Genomic DNA, 20469 nt, shown 5'->3' on the forward strand with positions numbered 1-20469 from the left:
AACACCTCTAGCTTTTATTATCTAATACAAACTCAAGCTTGCTTGCAGCAAGGCGTTGAGCAATACCACCCACATCACCAGCACCCTGGGTTAATAACAAGTCTCCAGGACGAATGACACTAGCTAGTAGGTTTTCTAGGTCGGCATTGTTATCTAAAAACAATGGATCCAGCTTACCACGCTGCCTTATAGAGCCACTTAAACTACGACCATCAGCGCCGGGTATAGCTGCCTCTCCTGCAGGAAAAACATCTAGGAGAATAAGTGTATCAACGCTAGATAAAACCTTAACAAAGTCTTCATACAGGTCACGTGTACGTGAAAAACGGTGCGGCTGATAAACCATGACTAATCGACGCTCAGGCCAACCCTCACGCACTGCGTTGATGACGGCTTCAACTTCGCGAGGATGATGACCATAATCATCAACCAGCATCACTTCACCTTCACCAACTGGGTAGTTACCCATTAACTGAAAACGACGACCCACACCTTGAAAGCCTGCCAAACCATTAATAATGGCTTGATCATCAACCCCTTCATCGGTAGCTACAACTATCGCTGCTAAGGCATTAAGAACATTGTGTCGTCCAGGTATTTTCAAACGAATATCCAAGGAAGGTAACTCACCTGGTCGTACAACTGTAAAGCTAATCTCACTAGCTAGCTGCTTAAAGTTAATAGCTCGATAGTCTGCATCCTCATTAAAGCCATAGGTAATAATTGGACGACTAATTTTTGGCATTATTTCAGTGACTATTTCATCGTCAGTACACATTACCGCCAAACCATAAAAAGGAAGGTTATGAATAAACTCTAAAAAGGTTTGTTTGAGTTTTTCAAAATCCCCACCATAGGTAGACATATGGTCTGCATCGATATTGGTAACGATAGAAACAACTGGCTGCAAATGAAGAAAAGATGCATCTGATTCATCAGCTTCAGCTACTAGGTAACGCGACTCACCTAAACGTGCGTTGGTACCTGCTTGAGTGAGCCTGCCACCAATAACAAACGTTGGGTCTTGCCCTGCCTCAGCCAAAATTGAAGCCACTAAGCTGGTGGTAGTGGTTTTACCGTGAGTGCCCGCGACTGCAATACCGTGTCGAAAGCGCATCAGTTCAGCCAGCATTTCTGCACGGCGCACAACTGGAATACGGGCATCTAAGGCGGCTTTAACTTCTGGGTTACTTTCGTTTATTGCACTAGACACTACAACAACATCAGCGCCTTCAATATGCTCAGCTAGGTGACCAATACAAATTTTCGTACCTAGCTCTGCTAAGCGCTCAACTACCGCCCCTGTTTTCAAGTCTGAACCGCTCACCTTATAACCTTGGGTAAGCAGCACTTCGGCAATACCACACATGCCAGAACCACCTATTCCAACAAAGTGTATATGTCGTATTCGACGCATCGTGGGTACTTGATAGGCGAGCTCTTTCATTGGGTATCCTTCAAAATTTTATTAAGCATTTCTTGACCGGCATTTCTAGAGGCAAGCTTAAAAGCTCTCTCTGCCATGCCCGCCAAATATTCTCGATTAGCTAAATGAAGATGAAGCAGATCGACTAAAGCGTTAGTAGTAAATTCTGGCTGAGGAAAAAGCAAAGCCGCTTCTTTGTCAGATAAAAAGTAAGCATTATGCGTTTGGTGATCGTCTACTGCAAAGGGAAAAGGCACTAACACTGACGCAACACCCACAGCAGCAAGCTCAGAAATAGTTAAAGCCCCGGCACGGCAAATAACTACATCAGCCCAAGCCAAGGCTTCTGCCATATCTTCAATAAAACTACTCACCTGCACCCTTTCAGCAACTTCAGGGTTTTGCTGATAAAGGGCTAGCGTGCTGTCTAGTTGCTTTTTACCTGTCTGATGACGAACCAAAGGTAATTTATCTTTGGCAAGTCTACTAAGTGCTGCTGGTAAACTGGTATTGAGTATTTGCGCACCTAGGCTGCCTCCTACAACTAAAATACGAGTAGGGCCTTGGCGGTCTGCATAGCGCTCAGTCGGTGGAGGAAGATTCAACAGGCTTGCGCGTACAGGATTACCAACACAAGTTACCTTTTTATTACCCGCAAATGCTTGAGGAAAAGCAGTAAAAATACCACGCGCCAACCAGGCCAAGCTTTTATTGGTCATGCCGGGTAAAGCATTCTGCTCATGCACATAGAGGGGAATGCCTAAGAGCCAAGCTGCCAAACCACCTGGCCCACTGGCAAAACCACCAAAACCTATTACTCGTGAAGGCTTAATTTGACGTAAAATTTTAATTGCTTGCCACAGGCTTAGCATTAGCTTAAAAGGTGCTAAAAGCAGAGTGGCCCAACCCTTACCACGCAAACCAGTGATGCTTAGCTGATAAAAAGGAATCCCTGCTTCGGGTACACGCTGAGACTCCATACTATAACTACTACCCAACCAGGCCACCTGCTCACCTTGCTCTTGTAATAAGCTTGCAACAGCTAAGGCAGGGAAAATGTGACCACCTGTACCACCTGCCATCAGTAAAGTTGGTTGACTCTTAGTGTCACTCATCTTCCTGCTCCAAAGCAGCTAGTTTACGCCGCTCGCTATCTGCCCTAAAAATTAAACCCAGCATTATTCCACTTGAAATAAGGCTACTACCCCCGTAACTAATAAAGGGCAAGGTTAAGCCTTTGGTTGGCAAAACCCCCATATTAACACCTAGATTAACCAGTATCTGGGTGGTAAATATAATTCCTAATCCATAACAAAGGTAAGCAGAAAAAAACTGCCCCAACAATTCACATTGACGAGCGATCAGAAAAATACGGCTAATAAATAAAGTAAAGAGGCCTAGTGTAATTAACCCACCTATCAAGCCCAGTTCTTCAGCAATAATTGAGAAAATAAAATCAGTATGAGCTTCGGGTAAGTAAAAAAGCTTTTGCACACTATTACCTAAACCCAGCCCCACCCAATGGCCCCGGCCAAAAGCAATAAGCGCCTGAGTTAATTGGTAACCAGAATTAAACTGATGAGACCAAGGGTCTGTAAAGGTAGTTAAGCGCTGTAAACGGTAGGGCTCAAGAATAGCGATGAAGGTTAAAGCTGCAAAAGCAGCTATTAACACTAAAAAGAAGTGCCTAAATTTAACGCCAGCCAAAAAAACCATACCCATGACTGCCGCCATAACCACTACCAGGCTTCCAAAGTCTGGTTGCCAGATAAGCAAACTACCATAGGCTACCATGAGTAATAAGGGCCTAATAAAACCACTGAGTGTTTCGCGTACAGCTTGAAGCTGGCGGGTTAGATAACTAGCCATATAAATAGTAAAACAAATTTTTGCTATTTCTGAGGTTTGCAAGTTAAACAAACCAAAATTAATCCAGCGAGTACTACCGTTAACTTCTCTACCTACAAGCAATACTAGGATTAACAAAGCAAAAGCCAAAAACAAAAACCTATGCCCATTTTGTTGACTAAACGTCATAGAAACCTGGCTTACAAAAAAAGTTGCCAGCAAACCTAAAACTGCAAAAACACCCTGCCTTATAGCAAAATGTTGAGGGTTACCTGTCCAAAACTCTGCAACTGCGACTGATGCAGAACTCACCATTAGCCAACCTAGGGTTAAAAGTGCAAGGCTACTAAAAACTAGCCAACCATCGAATCGATGGGTAGAGCTTTGATGCAGTAGGCGACACTGCTTCTTAACATAAGAAAAGGTAGGCAGATAACTTTTTAGCTGGGTAGGTCGAATACGCACTGCGCAAACACCTCACCACGCTCTTCAAAACTTTTAAACTGGTCAAAGCTGGCACAGGCGGGTGACATTAAAATTTGTTCACCTGATTTTGCCTGACTCACTAACCAAGCCACTGCTTGGGGTAAGCTTACAAAGTTTTTTTGTAAAAGATTTTTTGGTAAATGTTCAGCAATAATTGCTGCATCTCTACCTATTAAAGCTACACCTGCTATATTTTTGGCTAAAGCTGACTTCAAGGGTGAGAAGTCTTGCCCTTTTCCTTCACCACCTAAAATCAACCAAGTAGGCGCTTCTGGCGTTGCCAGCCCCTTAACTGCGGCAAGCATGGCCCCCACGTTAGTAGCTTTAGAATCATTATAAAAAGCAATGCCTTTACGCAGGGCAACTAGCTCACAACGGTGGGGCAAGGCTTTAAACTTAGCTGCTGCTGAACGCATTGCAGCCAAAGGCAGCTTAGCAGCAAACCCAAGTGCAAAAGCAGCTAGAGTATTCGCTAAACCATGCTCTCCAACTAGAGATACTTCACTAGCAGGCATTAAAGGCATTTCACCTTTCATTAACCAGCGTTGTTTATCAACCAGCCCCAAGCCTAGCTCATTTTCTTGACTCGGTGTGTTTAAGCCAAAGCTTAATCTAGCTGCGGTTAAACCATGAATAGGTAGCGTATTACTGTCTTGGCGGTTGTATATAGCAGTCGAACAACGGTGGTAAATGCGTTGTTTAGCAAAGATATAATCATCTAAGCCAGTGTAGCGATCTAAATGATCTTCACTAATGTTAAGTAACGCTGCACCTAAGGCATTTAAAGACTGGGTAGTTTCTAGCTGAAAAGATGACAGTTCTAACACATAAAGGTTTTGCTTTGCTTGGGTAAGCAAGTCGAGTACAGGCACACCTATATTGCCACCAATCCCTACTTGCAAACCTGCCTCGGTTGCCATTTCACCAACAAGGCTAGTGACCGTGCTTTTAGCATTAGAACCCGTAATGGCCAAAATGGGTTGATCTACTTCCCGACAAAACAGTTCAATATCACCTAAGACCTTCACACCTAGTTTTTGAGCCGCTTCAATGGCTGGGTCTGCAATACTAATACCAGGACTCACAACCAGACAGCTAACAGAGGAGGTTAGCTCTACATCTAAAGGGCCTAACCAAATAGATACATCTGGCCAGTCTTGCCTAAAAGCTTCTAGTCCGGGGGGATTAACCCTAGTGTCGGCAATAGAGAAAGGCTTGCCTTTAGCAGTTAAAAACCTTGCGATAGAAAGCCCTGTTTTTCCTAGGCCAATGATTAGGTAATCATCCTTGTTTTGGTAAGCAGAATTCATAAGCTATAAATCCATTTAACGTAATTTTAAAGTCGATAAACCAATCAATACTAGCACTACAGTAATAATCCAAAAGCGTACTATAACTCGAGGCTCTGGCCAGCCTTTCAATTCAAAATGGTGATGTATAGGTGCCATGCGAAAGACTCTTTTGCCGGTCATTTTAAAAGAAGCCACTTGAATAATAACCGACAAGGTTTCAATAACAAAAACACCGCCCATAATGAATAAGACAATTTCTTGGCGCACTATCACAGCAACAACACCCAAGGCTGCGCCTAAAGCTAAAGCGCCCACATCTCCCATAAAGACTTGAGCTGGATAGGTGTTAAACCACAAAAAACCTAAACCGGCACCAATAATAGCAGTACAAAAAACCACTAGCTCACCTGAACCCGGTATAAAGGGAATGAGAAGATAGTTGGCAAATTTAACATTCCCACTAGCATAAGCAAAAATGCCCAAAGCTCCTGCCACCATTACGGTAGGTAAAATAGCTAAACCATCTAATCCATCGGTTAAATTAACCGCATTGCTAGAGCCAACAATTACCAAGTAGGCTAGTAAAATAAAGAAGACGCCCAACTCTAGTACAACACCTTTAAAGAAGGGAAATATCAGCTGTGTTTCTGCTGGAACTCCAGCAGTTTGAAATAATACATAAGCAGCAATAAAGCCTATAACTGATTGCCAAAGGTATTTCCATTTAGCTGGCAGCCCACGAGGATTTTTCTCTACAACTTTTCGCCAATCATCTACCCAACCTATGGCACCAAAGCTTAAGGTTACGATTAAAACTAGCCACACAAAGCGATTAGTTAAATCTGACCAAAGCAGAGTACTCAGCGCTATAGACAGTAGAATAAGTGCGCCACCCATAGTGGGTGTTCCCGCTTTAGAAAGGTGTGACTGAGGGCCGTCACTTCTTACTGCTTGACCTATCTGTCGCTCAGTTAAGCGTCTAATCATCCAAGGACCAAACAACAAAGAAAAAACTAAGGAAGTAAGAATACCTAAGATGCTGCGTAGGGTTAGGTAGTTGAATACGTCGAAGATTGCGCTAAATTGTGATAGGTATTGAGTAAGCCAGAGCAGCATTTGTTATTTCATCTTAGTGGTTAATAGTTTTAAGGTTAAACAACCTTAACTGAAAAAAATTATTATAGTATATTAAGTTGTATCTTTTTTGCTAAGTAAAGCAACCAGCTTATCCATTCTGGCGCTACGCGAGCCTTTCACCAGCAAACAAGTTGCTGGATTCAGCTCTGGCTTTAAAATAGCTGCTAAAGCTTGGTGGTCAGCGGCCACTTGCCCCCCTTCACCAAAAGATGCAGCCGCTAAACTTGCTTTACCCTGCAAAGCAAACAAGCCATCGATGCCTTGAGAACGAGCATAAAGCCCTAGCTCAGCATGAATAGAGTCTTCTGCTGCGCCTAACTCTGCCAAACTACCTAAGGCTAAGAGTTTTTTCCCCGGAAGCTTTGCCAGCAAATCGATTGCTGACTTAACCGCACCAGGGCTAGCATTATAACTATCGTCAAGTAAGAGCGCGCCAGCCCAAGCCTCAACCCTTGCCAAGCGCCCCTTTACCGGCTGAAGCTTCTGCAAAACCTCAAGCTGAAGGCTAAGCGGCACGCCCAGCTCCCCTGCAGCCGCAATTGCAGCTAAGGCATTAGCAATATTGTGCTTACCCAACAACTGCAAGCTAACCTTTTGTTCTCCCCAAGGGGTAACCAAGTAAAATTCTGAGCCACCTTGCTTGTTAAAGCTAAGCTGACTAGCGCTAACCTGGGCTTGTGAAAAACCGAAACTAATAACCTTCTGTTTAGCTTGCTCTCGCCAAAAGTCATAAAACTCATCATCAGCATTTAGCACTAAACATCCCTTGGGGTCAGTTGCTTCTATTAACTCAGCTTTTGCCTGAGCTATGGCTTGCAAACTACCAAACTCACCTAGGTGTGCTCCAGTGACATTGGTAATAATGGCTAAATCTGGTTGGGTCATCTTAGCTAGCTTACTTATTTCACCTAAGTGATTAGCGCCCAACTCCACTACAGCCGCTTTGTGGGTTGCTTCTAACCGGGTGAGCGTTAAGGGTACACCCAACTCATTATTCAAATTACCCTGAGTCGCCAGCACTTCACCAAAATGAGCACTTAAAATAGCAGCCAAAATTTCTTTAACACTAGTTTTTCCACTATTGCCTGTAACAGCAACCAAAGGACCAGTAAACATCTGGCGGTTATACCTAGCCAAGTCTCCCAAAGCTTTTGTTACGGAAGCCACTTTCACTTGAGGCAAACTACTGGCTTGCCATCTCTCAACCAAAGCAGCACTGGCTTGATTTTGTTTGGCTTGATCTAAAAAATCATGCCCATCCACTCGCTCACCAACTAAGGCTGCAAATAAACTCCCACTAACGACTTGACGCGCATCAATAGATAAGTGATTAACCTTTTGATCACTCGTGGTTTTTAGCTCACCCGCCACACAAGTAGCTAAAGTATGTAGATCAAGGCTCTGTATCATGGCTGAAGACTCAGGCTTGCAACTGCCTCGGTAGGGGTTGCAGCCCTTAGCTGTAAAGCTGTCATTGCTTCTTCAGCATCATTAAAATCTAATCGCACACCTGCAATTTCCTGCCAAGTTTCGTGCCCCTTACCAGCAATTAATATCCAATCATTGGTTGCAGCTTGGTTAATCACCTGCTGAATTGCTTCGTGTCGACCCGCCACTTCTATAGCGGCCGCTCCCGCCTTGCTTAAAATTGCCTGACGAATAGCCGCTGGGTCTTCATTACGAGGGTTATCATCAGTTACAACAACCTTGTCAGCCAAGCGCTTTGCCACCTCACCCATTAAATAGCGTTTACCTGCATCACGGTTACCCCCACAGCCGACTAGACACCAAAGCTTTCCATCGCAATGCTGCCTTAGAGCTAACAGGGCTTGTTCTAAGGCATCTGGAGTATGAGCATAATCGACAACCACTTGCGGTAAGGCCAAGCCATTGTTAACACTCAGCTTGATGGGTTGCATACGCCCGGGCACAGGCTTTAATGCTTGCATTGCTTTGAGTAAAGCTGGCATAGCAACGCCCTCAGCCAACATAGCCGCCATAACGGCTAAACCATTGGCTAGGTTAAATGCACCTAAAAGAGGCAGACTTAAATCCCAAGTTTCTTGCTGATATATAAGCTTGGCTTTAATGCCCGCAAGGGTATAGCTGGCTTCAAGCACTTGAATAGAAGTTAAATTGCTCGGGGAAGCTAAAGTAGGTTTAAGACTGTAACCTATTAACTGTTTGGGTGAATAAGCTTGATCTTGCAGATTAGCCAGCCACTGCCTACCCAATGCATCATCAAGGTTTAATACAGCCACCTCTAACTCTGGACGTAAAAAAAGCTGCTGTTTAGCACTGGCATAAGCTTCTAAGCTACCGTGGTAGTCTAGGTGGTCACGGCTAAGGTTAGTAAAAACCGCACTGGTCATAAATAAACCAGCTAAACGCCCTTGATCTAGCGCATGAGAGGAAGCTTCAAGAGCCACCTGCTGAATACCTTTTGCAGCCCAGTCAGCATAAAGCTGGTGTAATTGAAATAAGTCTGGTGTGGTATGTGTTGCTGTTTCTAATTGATTGAGTTCACCCGTACCTAAAGTGCCAACTAGGGCACAGCGTTTACCTAGCTGTTGCCAAACCTGACATAAATAATGCGCTACTGAAGACTTACCATTGGTACCGGTAATGGCTTGAGTTTTTATGGTTTGCAAAGGTGCTTGGGTAGTTAGTGCCAGCAAAGAGCCTAACTTTTTAGCCAAGTCAGGCAGCTTAAGTAACCAGCCTTGCGGGTGTTTTTCTAAAGCCAGCTCCCCTTCCGTTACTGCCAATAAAGCACCTTGTTGCCAGGCCTGCTCAACAAAACTTAAACCTTTTTGTTGAGTCCCCGTTAAAGCAAAAAAAACATCACCCTCTTCAACTAGGCGGCTATCATGTACTAACCGATAAAAGTGGGTTGCTGCCAGTGGTTGATTGATCAGTAATTCAGCTAACTCTGGCCATAAAACACACCAATCTTTTAGTTGCCTTGGCTTACTTAACTTTAATAAACTCACTGACCACCTACCTCTTGCTCTACCTGCTGTGGGTTATCAGGTGGTACATCGAGTATCCTTAAGGCATGACCTACCACCCTACTAAAAACAGGAGCGGCCACCTCACCACCAAAATATTCTAGCCCATCTGGACTATCTATAATAACAACTGCGACTAAACGCGGATCACTTGCAGGCGCAATGCCAGCAAAAGTAGCTATGTAATCACCCGATTGATAACCATCGCTACCTATCTTATGCACCGTACCTGTTTTACCTGCCACCCGATAACCTTTAATAGCGGCGCGTGTACCTGTTCCACCTGGCTGAACTACCTTTTCCATCATTTTTAAAACTTCAGCAACCACTTGTGGGTCAAAGATCTGACTGGTCACAGGTTTATTGACCTTTAGCAAAGATAATGGGTGCAAACGACCCTGGTCAGCTAACACCATATAGGCTTGAGCTAGTTGACCTAAAGTCATAGATAAACCATAGCCATAAGACAGAGTAGCGCGGGTTATTTTACTGATTCCAAAACCACCTGGTAGAACACCTGATGCTTCACCAGGAAAGCCTGTACCTGTAGGCCGACCAAAACCTAGTTTGCTGTAGTAATCCACTAGCAGAGTTTCTGGTAGGTCTAATATCATACGTGCTACACCCACGTTACTGGAGTGAACAATAATACCTTCAGGTGTTAATGCGCCGTAATCACGAAAGTCGCGAATAGTCTGCCCTGCTAAATGTAGCCTACCTGGGGAAGTGTCAATTACCTGATCTGTTTTGAATTGACCTGACTGAAGTGCAACCGCAACACTTAAAGGTTTAATGACCGAGCCTGGCTCGAACATATCAACTAGAGCACGATTTCTTAAACGCGATAAGTCTAAATAGCTACGGTTATTGGGGTTAAAGGCTGGTTGATTCACCATAGCCAAAACCTCCCCATTGCGCGCATCAAGCAATATAATGCTACCCGACACAGCCTTATGCTGATCTACAACGGCTTTTAATTCACGATAAGCTAAATACTGTAATCGTAAATCTAAGCTTAGGGTTAAATTTTGCCCAGGGTGCGCTGCTTGTAAAACCGCCAAGTTACGCACAATACGACCTTTTAAATCTTTTAAAACACGCTTTTTACCTGGAGTAGCTTTAAGCCAATGATCCCAAGAAAGCTCTAAGCCTTCTTGCCCCTGCTCGTCTACGTTAGTAAAACCAACCAAATGCGCTGCCACCTCGCCTGCTGGGTAATAACGCTTATATTCATCCTCCACATACACACCAGGAATTTTAAGCGACATAACGGCTTCAGCTAGGTCTGGGGTCACTTGGCGTTTTAAGTAAATAAACTCACGGTCAGCATAACGATTAAGGCGTGTAAAAAAGTCTAGCGGCGTTTCACCTAAAGCTTTAGCTAAAGCATTAAGCAGCGCACCATCTTGCGGCAATCGACTAGGGTCTGCCCATAGAGTGGCAACAGGCGAACTGACTGCTAACGGCTCACCATGCCTATCAGTAATCATGCCTCGTAACGCAGGAAGAGGCTCAACTCGTAAGGTGCGCACATCACCTTGACGCTTAAGAAAGTCTCTTTCTAACAAGTGCAGGTGAACCATTCGACCGATAAGTAACAGCAGGAGAGGAATCAGCAGAAGAGCAACTAAACGTAAGCGTAATGGAGAAGCAGGAAGTTCGCTCATGGCTGAGTCACTCGCTTAATTTGCAAGTCATCACCCTCAGGAAGGTGCAGCTCTAACTTTTGACGGGCTAATTGCTCTAAGCGCACAGGGGAAACCAAGGCACTTTCTTCCAGCAATAAACGACCCCATTCCACCTGCAAAGCATCCCTTTCACCCTCTAAAGTTTGCAAACGAACATGCTGATTTCTTGATTGATGGGTAACCTGAATAAGTAAATGTGCGCTTACCAGCAAACACAAAGCTAATACCAATAAAAACCAGTAGCGTTTAACTAGGGGCTTAGCTTGTTTAATGAGTTGATAATAGTTATTGAGCGTAGAAAAGAGCATTTTGCCTCACTTAATTTTCCTTATTAAGTTTTTCGGCTACCCGCATAACTGCACTGCGTGAACGAGGATTGTGTGCAATTTCTTCTGCGGTAGGTTTTACTGCTTTACCAACCAGCTTTAAGGTAATGTTGAGTTGATCTTGACGGAAAGGCATATCAGGTGGCAAATGGGCATCGCCTCTTGCTGCATCACGCATAAAACGCTTCACTATACGATCTTCTAGTGAATGGAAACTAATCACTACTAAGCGGCCACCGGGTAATAATAAATCCATCGCTTGATCTAGCAGATCTTTTAAATCATCTAGCTCACGATTGATATGAATGCGTATGGCTTGGAAAGCGCGAGTAGCAGGGTGCTTATGTTTTTCCCAACTAGGATTAGCAGCCTTAACAATTTCTGCTAACTGGCTAGTGCGAGTAATGGGTTCTTCTTGACGGGCTTTAACTAATGCACGAGCCATACGACGAGAGTGGCGCTCTTCACCTAGATGATAAAGCACATCGCTAATTTCAACTTCCGTAGCTTTAGCTAACCATTCTGCAGCACTTAAACCACGGCTAGTATCCATGCGCATATCGAGTGGGCCATCTTTCATAAAGCTAAAACCGCGACTGGCATCGTCTAATTGCGGTGAAGAAACACCTAAATCTAAAAGAATGCCATTAACACCAGTCCAACCTTTTTCTTTTAAAAACTCTGCTAGTTGAATAAAAGAACCATGACAAATAGTAAAACGCTCATCTTCTTTGGCTAATTCTGCAGCTGTTTCTAAGGCTCGTGGGTCTTTATCTATGCCCATTAGCTGCCCTTTAGCGGCCAATTGGCTTAATAGATGGCGGCTATGGCCCCCTCGACCAAAGGTGCCATCGACATAACAACCGTCAGGGTTAGTCACCAAGGCAGCAACGGCTTCCTCTAGCAGTACAGTCAAATGCTGATCAGGTGCATCCGCTAGCGTATTTGTAGACATATTGAACTCAAAGAAAGGCAAAATTACATTAGAATAATAAGGTGCGGAAGCCAGCCTATAAGCCGGGTTCTGTCGTGAACAGTCATTCCTCTAGGCCTTGAATCGCTCCAAGGCTCAAGCGACCTACCCGAATCCAGCGCGGGCCACGCCTAATGGATTCCTATTTGGTCTTGCTCCAAGTGGGGTTTACCTTGCCGCGGCATGTTGCCACCCGCGCGGTGCGCTCTTACCGCACCTTTTCACCCTTACCTGTGAAACCTTCCGAAGAAAGCATCCATCGGCGGTATCTTCTCTGCGGCACTTTCCGTAGGCTTACGCCTCCCAGGCATTACCTGGCACCTTGCCCTGTGGAGCCCGGACTTTCCTCCCCTACCTTCAACGCTTAGACTAAAGAGTAGCGGCGACTGTCCAGCCGACTTCCGCCGCAAAAGGATATAGACAAACCCGTCAGCACTCAAGCTTTACTAATAACTAGCAACAATTATTCACTAGCCTCCAGTACCCACTGGTATAAATCTTTTTTCTTAACTCCCGTCATACGCGCCACTAAAGCACTGGCTTTAGAGGGTGGCATAACATCTTTTAACTCTTGCATCCAACGACAAGCTTCTTGCCAAGCCTCTTTTGGTTGCTGACCCGAAAAGCCTTCAATTAAAAGAACAAATTCACCTTTTTGCTGATTAGGGTCATTGGTCACCTGCTCAAGCAACTCATCTAAGCTTGCTGTTAAAAATGTTTCAAAATGCTTAGTAATTTCCCTTGCGATGCAAGCTTGTCTAGCTCCACCTAACACCGAAATCATCGCTTGTAAGCTTACTAACAAACGATGAGGTGACTCATAAAATATTAGCGTACCTTCTTGATGAGCCAAACCTTCTAGCGCTTGAGTACGGGCTTGTGCTTTAGCGGGTAAAAAACCAGCAAAGAAAAAACGATCGGTAGGCAAGCCAGCAACACTTAAAGCAGCAATTAAGGCACTGACACCTGGAATAGGCAATACTTGATAACCAGCTTCTCTAACCTTGGCAACTAAGGAATAACCTGGGTCAGATATTAGGGGGGTGCCTGCATCAGAAATAAGTGCGACTGACTCACCCTTAGCTAATAAGTCAATTACCTGCTCTGCTCTTGCGCCTTCATTATGGTCATGCAGAGAAACTAACCGATTTTTAATTTGAAAATGCTCTAAGAGGCGACGACTATGGCGAGTATCTTCTGCTGCAATTAAATCTACCTGCTGTAGAATAACTAACGCCCTAGAAGTGATGTCTTCTAAATTACCTATCGGTGTTGCAACAACATACAAAGCAGCATTTTTTTTGCTATGCTCTGCTGCGTTAATAGAAGGTAAATTATCAGCCTGTAGGTTAGCTGACTCAATTACTGGAGTTTTACGGGTCATGAAAGGATCAACCAGAGTGGTATTAAAATTATCAGCCTATCAGCCTTATCTTAGGCAACTCAAACTCTATCGCCTAGGTCTTTTATGCCTGTTGCTCTTATTGCTTGCAGGCTGCTCAGGAAAAGTGACTGAAGCACCACCTAAGCCAGAGACAGTAAGCGAGCGAGCCGCTCACCCCAACCCAGAGGTTGAGTCCCAGCTAGTTAAGCTAGATGCCGCCAGCATCTTAACACAGCAGCAAAGGTATCAGGAAAGCTTGAGCCTGCTGCAATCCTTACAGCTATCTTTATTACCCAAAAAGTACCATTGGCAAGCATTAGAAGTTGCTGCAACCAATAGCTTAGCCTTAGAAAATGGCTGGCAAGCTTTACGACTCATTCAACATTTTAGTCAAGAACTGACTAACCTTAACCGCCAACAACAATACCTACTATTTGGTTACCGTGCCGATGCTTTTTTACTCACGGGTTTTTATAGCAATGCATTAAAAAATCGCCACAATCAAGCGGCAACAGCTTTAAATAAACAACAGCAAGAAGTTACCTATAAAACCTTATGGGAAACTATGCAACAAATCAGTACTGAATCACTGGTTACTTTACAAAAGCAAGAAAAACAAACTCTCTTAGGTGGCTGGATAGACTTGGCTCTGGTTAAACGCACAGTGATCGACCACCCTGAACTTTTTGTTACTCGATTAAATCAATGGCATACAACTTGGCCTCGCCACCCGGCTCAAACCTTTATGCCGAAAGAAATGCAGTTGCTTGTAAAGCTCAGCAAGGAGCAGGTGCAACATCTGGGTGTTTTTCTCCCCGAAACAGGGCCTTTAGCTGATGCAGCCGAGGTGTTGAGGGATGCGTTAATCGCTCGGCAATTAGCCAGCCTTAAAAATGGCTATCCAACACCAAGATTAACTTTCTTTAATACTCAAGGTAACTCTATCGACAAACTCTACTCACAAGCCATAGAAGCCGGAGTAGAAGTTGTTATTGGGCCCTTGGCTAAAGCTAACGTTAGCTTAATCGAAAATCGCTCTAGCTTACCGCTACCTACCTTGGCCTTAAATTATGGTAATAACCTTAACTTTCGCAATAAAAGCCTTTATCAGTTTGGCCTTTCAGCTGAAAATGAAGCCGAACAGGTTGCTTTAAAAGCTTGGCAAAGCGGCTTTCGTCGTGCCTTAGTGCTCACCCCTGAAAACAGCTGGGGAACTCGAGTTAAAGATAGCTTTGTTCTTGCTTGGGAAAAGCTTGGAGGCGAGGTGACTCACTCACGCCAATACGGTGGCTCTTTAACACTCGATAAATCTTTACGTGAATTGCTTGAAGTGCAGTTAAGTCAGCAAAGACATCAGCGCTTAACTCGCCTTTTAGGTCAGCGCCCTCACTTTGCACCTCGTCCAAGGGAAGACAGTGATTTTCTCTTTCTGCATGCCACTACAGCAACCGCTAGGCAAATAAAACCTGCATTAAGTTTTTTAATGGCAGCTAACCTACCCGTGCTAGCCACTTCTTCAGTTTATACAGGCAACAGCAACCCTAGCCAAGACAAAGACATGAATGGTATCGCCTTTTGCGATATACCCTGGTACTTACAGGCAGACAATCTTTTAGAAAAAACGATAAGAGCAACCTGGCCAGAGAACATTAGCCGTTACGGCCGTCTTTATGCAATGGGCGCCGATGCCTACCTACTAGCTCAACGTATGCCACTACTGAACGCACTGCCAGAAAGCCAAATAGATGGTGCAACCGGTCGTTTAAGCCATACTGATCGGCGTATTCTGCGTAAATTACAGTGGGCGCAATTTAATAATGGTCGCGTTGAACCACTAGCAGCTAATGCTTTTGAGAAACAAGAACAGCTAGTTGACCAGTTAACTAGAGACTAAGCTTATGCCTGAAAAAACACCTAAACAAATAATAGGACAAGCTGCAGAAGATGCAGCAGCACTGATGCTTCAACAAGCAGGGCTTAGCCTAGTTGAACGTAACTTTAGTTGTAAAACAGGCGAACTAGACCTTATATTTAAAGATAACGAAGAATTGGTGTTTGTAGAGGTTAGGTTTAGAAAAAACCAGCACTTTGGTGGGGCTTTAGCAAGCGTGACCCCTGCCAAACAACAAAAATTACAAAGGGCGGCCAACTATTATCTAGGACGTTGGAAAAACCCACCCGCCTGTCGCTTTGATGTAATAGCTATGACCCTAGATACTCATCAACAGTTAATCTGTGAGCAGTGGATAAAAAATGCCTTTTAATGGCTGTTAGCATCAATTTAATTAGGAGTTAACATGAGTTTTAATGATCGTATCCTGCAGCACTTTCATGCCAGCATAGATACTAAAGCGCAAGCTAGCCAAGTTTTACCAGAGTTAATTGAACATGCCAGCCGTATGATGGTTGAAGCTATTTTGAATGATGGCAAGGTGCTTAGTTGTGGTAATGGCGGTTCTGCAGGCGATGCACAACACTTTTCATCAGAAATGCTTAATCGCTTTGAACGAGAAAGACCCAGCTTACCAGCCATGGCTTTAAGTACAGATACTTCCACCATTACTTCTATTGCCAACGACTATAGCTACAATGAAATCTTCTCAAAACAAATAAGAGCTTTAGGCCAGCCTGGTGATATTTTACTAGCCATATCGACCAGCGGTAACTCAGCTAACGTCATTCAGGCCATTCAAGCTGCTCATGAGCGTGATATGCGGGTTGTTGCTTTAACAGGTAAAGACGGTGGCAATATGGCTGCTCTGTTAAGCTCAGAAGATTGCGAGATTAGAGTTCCATCTAGGGTAACGGCACGCATTCAAGAAGTTCACCTGCTAGTCATTCATTGCTTGTGTGACTTAATTGATGAACAGCTTTTTGGCGGTCATTAAAATTTAGCTAGCGGCTTAGTTAACCACTAGTATTATTTAACTATTCTTAGGTGAGATACTTTTTTACTAGAAGACTGCTTAGTTGATTTAGTGTCTGAAGCTTTGGTTAAATCGGCTTCAGGCACTTCAGCTGAGCTAGGTTCTAAACCTTCTAACTGGGGTTCTTGACCAAAAACCATTCCCTGACCATTTTCTCGTGCATAAATGGCCATAATGGCATTTAGCGGAGAACGTATTTGCCTAGGGGTACCTGAAAAACGCGTGCCAAAGGTTACCTCTTGGTTACCCATTATAAGGTCACGGCAAGCATCAGGAGAGATATTCAAAACTAGCTGTCCTTGCTCAGTTTGAGAGGAAGGTACTTCAACGCCCGGCATATCTGTAGCAATAACAATATGGGGGGTTAAGTTATTATCTAATAACCATTCATAAATGGCTCTCAATAAATAAGGACGGCTAGATGTAGACATAAGAATTCCCTATTAACGCATTTCTCGTTCAACTTCAGACAGGCTATCAATAAACCCATCACGATTGAAACAACGTTCCATATAATCTAGCAAAGGTTTAACCTGCTTTTCTGGTAACTCAATACCTAAGTGCTTTAGACGCCACAAGATAGGAAGTACACAGCAATCCACCAAACTAAACTCATCACTCATAAAGAAAGGACGGTCAGCAAAAATAGGTGCAACACCAATAATGCTCTCACGTAGTTCTTTACGTGCTTTGTCGGCTTTCTTACCTGTAGGTTCATTGGTTAACTGCTCAACCAAAGGACTCCATTCTTTTTCAATGCGATAGACCCAAAGACGACTTTGAGCACGCGCAACAGGAAATACAGGTAGCAAAGGAGGGTGGGGAAACCGCTCATCTAAATATTCCATCATTACCTTAGATTCATAAAGAACTAAGTCTCTATCGAGCAAGGTAGGCAGACTATTATAGGGGTTAAGATCTGCTAACTCTTCCGGCTTCTTGTTAGGATCGATATCTAATAAATCGAAAGTAACGCCTTTTTCAGCAAGGACTACACGTACACGGTGGCTGTAGTGATCATCACTATCGGAAAAAAAGGTCATGGAAGAACGCTTGGTAGCAACGCTCATTAATAATTCCTCATTATACATTCAGCCAACTACTATAACGCTTTTAGGCCTAAAATAGCAAAAGGCGCACGAAAACCGTACGCCCTTGCCAGCTTTTATATCAATTTACATCCATTAGTTTTTGTAAACTAATCAATGTTTGACATCTCGCCAGTACTCTTTCTTCAACAGGTAAGCGAAGAAGAAGAAGATGACAATAAAGATTAACACCTTAGGTGCTAGTGAATTTGCCTGATACTTACTTGGCTCGGCCACATAGACCATAAAGTTAGTTAAATCATAAACTGCTTTGTCAAACTCCGTAGGTGAAAGGCTCCCAGGCGTGACTTCCTTAAAGCAGTCACGCGGGTTAGCTACTTTACCTTTAAGTGGATCAATGGTTTCTGCGCCTATCGCATTAGGATCACAAGCTAAGCTGTAAGTACCTTGTAAGTCGGCTAATACATGCGGCATACCCACATCAGGAAAAACGGAGTTATTAACACCCCAAGGCTTACCACTATCTAGGTAAAAGCTACGCAAGAAGCTATAGATATACTCAGGGCTTTTTAAGCGTGCCATTAAGCTTAAATCGGGTGGTGGAGTACCAAACCAAACAGCTGAGTCAGCTTTCGTCATAGCAATACGCATTTGATCGTTATACGCAGTTTGCGGGCTAAGAATAAGGTTTTCTTCGATCACTTCTTGAGGAATACCTAAATCTTCAGCAGTACGAGCAAAACGCTGATGCTCAGCTGAGTGACAACCCATGCAGTAGTTTACGAATAAACGTGCGCCATTATGTAAAGATTCAGTATTGTATAAGTCTGGACTCATAGCATCCAGTTTTGCTGGAGAGCCTGCAGCCATAGATAGGGCAGGCACCAGCGCGATAAATAATGCTAGTAATTGCTTTTTCATTAGCCTGTCACCCTGTCTGGAACTGGTTTACATTTTTCAATTCTGGTGTAGAAAGGCATCAGAAGGAAAACTAAGAAGTAAATGGCAGTACACAGCTGCGCAAGAGTAGTACGGCCTGGGGTAGAAGGTAGAACACCTAACACACCCAACACCACAAAACTAATACAGAAGAGTACTAAAGCCAGTTTACTCATCCAGCCTTTGTAACGAATAGACTTTACTGGGCTACGATCTAACCAAGGCAACACAAAAAGAATTGCAATGGCTGCACCCATGAAAATAACACCTAAGAATTTAGCTTCTAAACCAAACACAGAGAAGGTAATAGCACGCAAAATTGCATAGAAAGGCGTGAAGTACCAAACAGGTGCAATGTGGTCTGGTGTTTTAAGCGGATTCGCAGGTTCAAAGTTAGGTGCTTCAATAAAGTAGCCACCCATTTCTGGGAAGTAGAACACAATTAAAGCAAATACAAACGCAAAAACCGCAACACCAACTATGTCTTTCACTGTGTAGTAAGGATGGAAAGGAATACCATCTAAGGGCACACCGTTTTCATCTAAGTCTTTCTTAATGTCTACGCCATCTGGGTTATTAGAACCCACTTCGTGAAGTGCCAGTATGTGCAGTACCACTAGTGCGATAATAACGATAGGCAAAGCAGCAACGTGTAGCGCAAAGAAACGGTTGAGAGTAATACCAGAAATTAGGTAATCACCACGTATCCACTGAGCTAAATCACCACCAATAACGGGGATAGCACCAAATAGAGAAATGATAACCTGAGCACCCCAGTAAGACATTTGTCCCCAAGGTAGTAGGTAACCCATAAAGGCTTCAGCCATTAGCGCAAGGTAGATAGCCATACCAAAAATCCAGATTAATTCACGAGGCTTTTGGTAAGAGCCGTACATCATACCGCGCAGCATGTGCAGGTAAACAACAACGAAAAAGGCTGAAGCACCCGTTGAGTGCATATAGCGAATAAGCCAACCCATTTCTACATCACGCATGATGTATTCCATGGAAGCAAAAGCACCTTCAGCTGAAGGGTTATAACTCATGGTTAGCCAAATACCGGTTAAAATTTGGTTTACCAGTACTAGCAAGGCCAGCGAGCCAAAAAAATACCAAAAGTTAAAGTTCTTAGGCGCATAGTACTTACTTAGGTGATCTTCCCACATGGCAGTTGCAGGGAAACGATCATCAATCCAACCCATTAAGCCTGGATTCCCCTTATTACGGTTACCAGCCATTATGCGTTCTCCTCATCGACACCAATTATTATTGTATTGTCATCTATGTAGCTATGGGGGGGCACTTCAAGGTTAGTTGGTGCTGGCTGGCTACGCATTACACGACCCGATAAGTCGAAGCGCGAACCATGACAGGGGCAGAAGAAACCGCCGACCCAATCACTACCTAAATCTGCAGCTGCTACTTCAGGACGATAGGTTGGAGAGCAACCTAAATGCGTACAAATACCAATAACCACAGCAAACTCTGGCTTAATTGAGCGCTCGCGATTTTTGGCATAGTCAGGCTGCTGACTAATAACATCAGAGTTAGGGTCTGCTAAACGATCTTCTACAGCTTCAAGACTTTTTAGCATTTCTGGTGTGCGACGGATAATCCATACAGGTTTACCACGCCACTCAACAGTCATTTGTTGCCCTGGCTCAATTTTAGAAATATCCGCTCTAGCTGGTGCGCCTGCTGCACGAGCCTTAGCACTAGGATTCCAAGAGGCAACGAAAGGTACCGCAACCCCGACTGCGCCTACCGCCCCTACGACGGATGTCGCACCGACAAGGAAGCGTCGCCGTCCCTTGTTTACGCCATCATTACTCATTAAAGGTTCTCCCCATCGACAAAACTTCATCCGAGTATTATTCGCAACCCGAACCATTTTTTTAAATATGGTTAATCTTAAAAAAAAGCCCTCACTAACACAAGAAAGGAAACCTTATAAACACTAGTGATTTAGTGGTAGAGCTTTTC

Annotated in this window: 19 protein-coding genes and 1 other RNA gene; 3 read left to right on the top strand and 17 right to left on the bottom strand. The window is 43.9% G+C overall.

The window, feature by feature from the left end; all coding sequences use genetic code 11:
- Positions 1-7: 7 nt before the first annotated feature.
- The 12 genes from murC to rsmI form a co-directional block, all read right to left on the bottom strand.
- Positions 8-1447, bottom strand: a complete 1440-nt coding sequence (gene murC, locus BP27_RS0102795; RefSeq protein ID WP_027850254.1) for a UDP-N-acetylmuramate--L-alanine ligase — start codon at positions 1445-1447, stop codon at positions 8-10.
- Complete coding sequence (murG, locus tag BP27_RS0102800; protein WP_027850255.1) at positions 1444-2541, bottom strand: undecaprenyldiphospho-muramoylpentapeptide beta-N-acetylglucosaminyltransferase; 1098 nt, start codon at positions 2539-2541, stop codon at positions 1444-1446. The genes murC and murG overlap by 4 nt, the downstream gene beginning before the upstream one ends.
- Positions 2534-3739 carry a putative lipid II flippase FtsW gene (gene ftsW / locus BP27_RS0102805; protein ID WP_245597803.1) on the bottom strand — a complete coding sequence of 402 codons (1206 nt, stop codon included), beginning with the start codon at positions 3737-3739 and terminating at the stop codon, positions 2534-2536. The genes murG and ftsW overlap by 8 nt, the downstream gene beginning before the upstream one ends.
- Entirely contained in the window at positions 3715-5070 is a 1356-nt protein-coding gene (murD, locus tag BP27_RS0102810) for a UDP-N-acetylmuramoyl-L-alanine--D-glutamate ligase (protein ID WP_027850257.1), read from the bottom strand. Before murD ends, ftsW begins: the two co-directional genes overlap by 25 nt.
- Before the next feature lie 15 nt (positions 5071-5085).
- Positions 5086-6168: a phospho-N-acetylmuramoyl-pentapeptide-transferase gene (gene mraY, locus BP27_RS0102815; RefSeq protein WP_027850258.1), complete on the bottom strand. Its 1083-nt coding sequence runs from the start codon at positions 6166-6168 to the stop codon at positions 5086-5088.
- Between the two features lie 72 nt (positions 6169-6240).
- Positions 6241-7599, bottom strand: a complete 1359-nt coding sequence (locus BP27_RS0102820; RefSeq protein ID WP_027850259.1) for a UDP-N-acetylmuramoyl-tripeptide--D-alanyl-D-alanine ligase — start codon at positions 7597-7599, stop codon at positions 6241-6243.
- Positions 7596-9182: a UDP-N-acetylmuramoyl-L-alanyl-D-glutamate--2,6-diaminopimelate ligase gene (locus BP27_RS14965; protein ID WP_051610190.1), complete on the bottom strand. Its 1587-nt coding sequence runs from the start codon at positions 9180-9182 to the stop codon at positions 7596-7598. The genes BP27_RS0102820 and BP27_RS14965 overlap by 4 nt, the downstream gene beginning before the upstream one ends.
- Positions 9179-10867, bottom strand: coding sequence for a peptidoglycan D,D-transpeptidase FtsI family protein (locus BP27_RS14970; protein WP_036239195.1), 1689 nt, complete (start codon positions 10865-10867; stop codon positions 9179-9181). The genes BP27_RS14965 and BP27_RS14970 overlap by 4 nt, the downstream gene beginning before the upstream one ends.
- Entirely contained in the window at positions 10864-11196 is a 333-nt protein-coding gene (gene ftsL, locus BP27_RS0102835; RefSeq protein WP_027850260.1) for a cell division protein FtsL, read from the bottom strand. Before ftsL ends, BP27_RS14970 begins: the two co-directional genes overlap by 4 nt.
- A gap of 10 nt (positions 11197-11206) precedes the next feature.
- Entirely contained in the window at positions 11207-12169 is a 963-nt protein-coding gene (gene rsmH, locus BP27_RS0102840) for a 16S rRNA (cytosine(1402)-N(4))-methyltransferase RsmH (RefSeq protein ID WP_027850261.1), read from the bottom strand.
- A 42-nt stretch (positions 12170-12211) separates the two neighbouring features.
- Positions 12212-12589, bottom strand: an RNA gene (gene rnpB, locus BP27_RS16650) — RNase P RNA component class A.
- A gap of 61 nt (positions 12590-12650) precedes the next feature.
- A complete protein-coding gene (gene rsmI / locus BP27_RS0102845; protein WP_084324484.1) occupies positions 12651-13571 on the bottom strand; it encodes a 16S rRNA (cytidine(1402)-2'-O)-methyltransferase in 921 nt (306 codons plus the stop codon).
- Here rsmI and BP27_RS16640 point away from each other — a divergent pair.
- From BP27_RS16640 to BP27_RS0102860, 3 genes are read left to right on the top strand one after another with little or no spacing between them, the layout of a single operon-like run.
- Entirely contained in the window at positions 13570-15465 is a 1896-nt protein-coding gene (locus BP27_RS16640; protein ID WP_051610193.1) for a penicillin-binding protein activator, read from the top strand. The genes rsmI and BP27_RS16640 overlap by 2 nt on opposite strands.
- A gap of 4 nt (positions 15466-15469) precedes the next feature.
- Positions 15470-15835 carry a YraN family protein gene (locus BP27_RS0102855; protein WP_027850263.1) on the top strand — a complete coding sequence of 122 codons (366 nt, stop codon included), beginning with the start codon at positions 15470-15472 and terminating at the stop codon, positions 15833-15835.
- 33 nt (positions 15836-15868) lie between these two features.
- Positions 15869-16459 carry a phosphoheptose isomerase gene (locus BP27_RS0102860; RefSeq protein ID WP_027850264.1) on the top strand — a complete coding sequence of 197 codons (591 nt, stop codon included), beginning with the start codon at positions 15869-15871 and terminating at the stop codon, positions 16457-16459.
- Between the two features lie 32 nt (positions 16460-16491).
- On the opposite strand, the gene BP27_RS0102865 is transcribed toward BP27_RS0102860, so the two are convergent.
- From BP27_RS0102865 to petA, 5 genes are all read right to left on the bottom strand, one after another.
- On the bottom strand, positions 16492-16929 hold the full coding sequence (locus tag BP27_RS0102865) for a ClpXP protease specificity-enhancing factor (RefSeq protein ID WP_027850265.1): 438 nt from the start codon (positions 16927-16929) through the stop codon (positions 16492-16494).
- 12 nt (positions 16930-16941) lie between these two features.
- On the bottom strand, positions 16942-17568 hold the full coding sequence (locus BP27_RS0102870; RefSeq protein ID WP_027850266.1) for a glutathione S-transferase N-terminal domain-containing protein: 627 nt from the start codon (positions 17566-17568) through the stop codon (positions 16942-16944).
- Between the two features lie 132 nt (positions 17569-17700).
- A complete protein-coding gene (locus BP27_RS0102875; protein WP_027850267.1) occupies positions 17701-18468 on the bottom strand; it encodes a cytochrome c1 in 768 nt (255 codons plus the stop codon).
- Positions 18468-19724, bottom strand: a complete 1257-nt coding sequence (locus BP27_RS0102880; RefSeq protein ID WP_051610195.1) for a cytochrome b — start codon at positions 19722-19724, stop codon at positions 18468-18470. The genes BP27_RS0102875 and BP27_RS0102880 overlap by 1 nt, the downstream gene beginning before the upstream one ends.
- The gene (petA, locus tag BP27_RS0102885) at positions 19724-20320 is read right to left on the bottom strand and encodes a ubiquinol-cytochrome c reductase iron-sulfur subunit (protein ID WP_027850269.1); all 597 of its coding nucleotides are present in this window, start codon (positions 20318-20320) and stop codon (positions 19724-19726) included. The genes BP27_RS0102880 and petA overlap by 1 nt, the downstream gene beginning before the upstream one ends.
- Positions 20321-20469: the final 149 nt, after the last annotated feature.

This window comes from Marinospirillum insulare DSM 21763, assembly GCF_000686905.1.
Lineage (GTDB): Bacteria > Pseudomonadota > Gammaproteobacteria > Pseudomonadales > Halomonadaceae > Marinospirillum > Marinospirillum insulare.

Excerpts from the sequence above, each read along its gene's own strand:
- BP27_RS0102860 (WP_027850264.1), top strand. The coding sequence starts at position 15,869 with ATGAGTTTTAATGATCGTATCCTGCAGCACTTTCATGCCAGCATAGAT.
- petA (WP_027850269.1), bottom strand. The coding sequence starts at position 20,320 with ATGAGTAATGATGGCGTAAACAAGGGACGGCGACGCTTCCTTGTCGGT.
- mraY (WP_027850258.1), bottom strand. The coding sequence starts at position 6,168 with ATGCTGCTCTGGCTTACTCAATACCTATCACAATTTAGCGCAATCTTC.
- BP27_RS0102875 (WP_027850267.1), bottom strand. The coding sequence starts at position 18,468 with ATGAAAAAGCAATTACTAGCATTATTTATCGCGCTGGTGCCTGCCCTA.
- murC (WP_027850254.1), bottom strand. The coding sequence starts at position 1,447 with ATGAAAGAGCTCGCCTATCAAGTACCCACGATGCGTCGAATACGACAT.
- BP27_RS14970 (WP_036239195.1), bottom strand. The coding sequence starts at position 10,867 with ATGAGCGAACTTCCTGCTTCTCCATTACGCTTACGTTTAGTTGCTCTT.
- murD (WP_027850257.1), bottom strand. The coding sequence starts at position 5,070 with ATGAATTCTGCTTACCAAAACAAGGATGATTACCTAATCATTGGCCTA.
- BP27_RS0102820 (WP_027850259.1), bottom strand. The coding sequence starts at position 7,599 with ATGATACAGAGCCTTGATCTACATACTTTAGCTACTTGTGTGGCGGGT.
- BP27_RS0102855 (WP_027850263.1), top strand. The coding sequence starts at position 15,470 with ATGCCTGAAAAAACACCTAAACAAATAATAGGACAAGCTGCAGAAGAT.
- BP27_RS0102880 (WP_051610195.1), bottom strand. The coding sequence starts at position 19,724 with ATGGCTGGTAACCGTAATAAGGGGAATCCAGGCTTAATGGGTTGGATT.
- rsmH (WP_027850261.1), bottom strand. The coding sequence starts at position 12,169 with ATGTCTACAAATACGCTAGCGGATGCACCTGATCAGCATTTGACTGTA.
- BP27_RS0102870 (WP_027850266.1), bottom strand. The coding sequence starts at position 17,568 with ATGAGCGTTGCTACCAAGCGTTCTTCCATGACCTTTTTTTCCGATAGT.
- murG (WP_027850255.1), bottom strand. The coding sequence starts at position 2,541 with ATGAGTGACACTAAGAGTCAACCAACTTTACTGATGGCAGGTGGTACA.
- BP27_RS16640 (WP_051610193.1), top strand. The coding sequence starts at position 13,570 with ATGAAAGGATCAACCAGAGTGGTATTAAAATTATCAGCCTATCAGCCT.
- ftsL (WP_027850260.1), bottom strand. The coding sequence starts at position 11,196 with ATGCTCTTTTCTACGCTCAATAACTATTATCAACTCATTAAACAAGCT.
- rsmI (WP_084324484.1), bottom strand. The coding sequence starts at position 13,571 with ATGACCCGTAAAACTCCAGTAATTGAGTCAGCTAACCTACAGGCTGAT.
- BP27_RS0102865 (WP_027850265.1), bottom strand. The coding sequence starts at position 16,929 with ATGTCTACATCTAGCCGTCCTTATTTATTGAGAGCCATTTATGAATGG.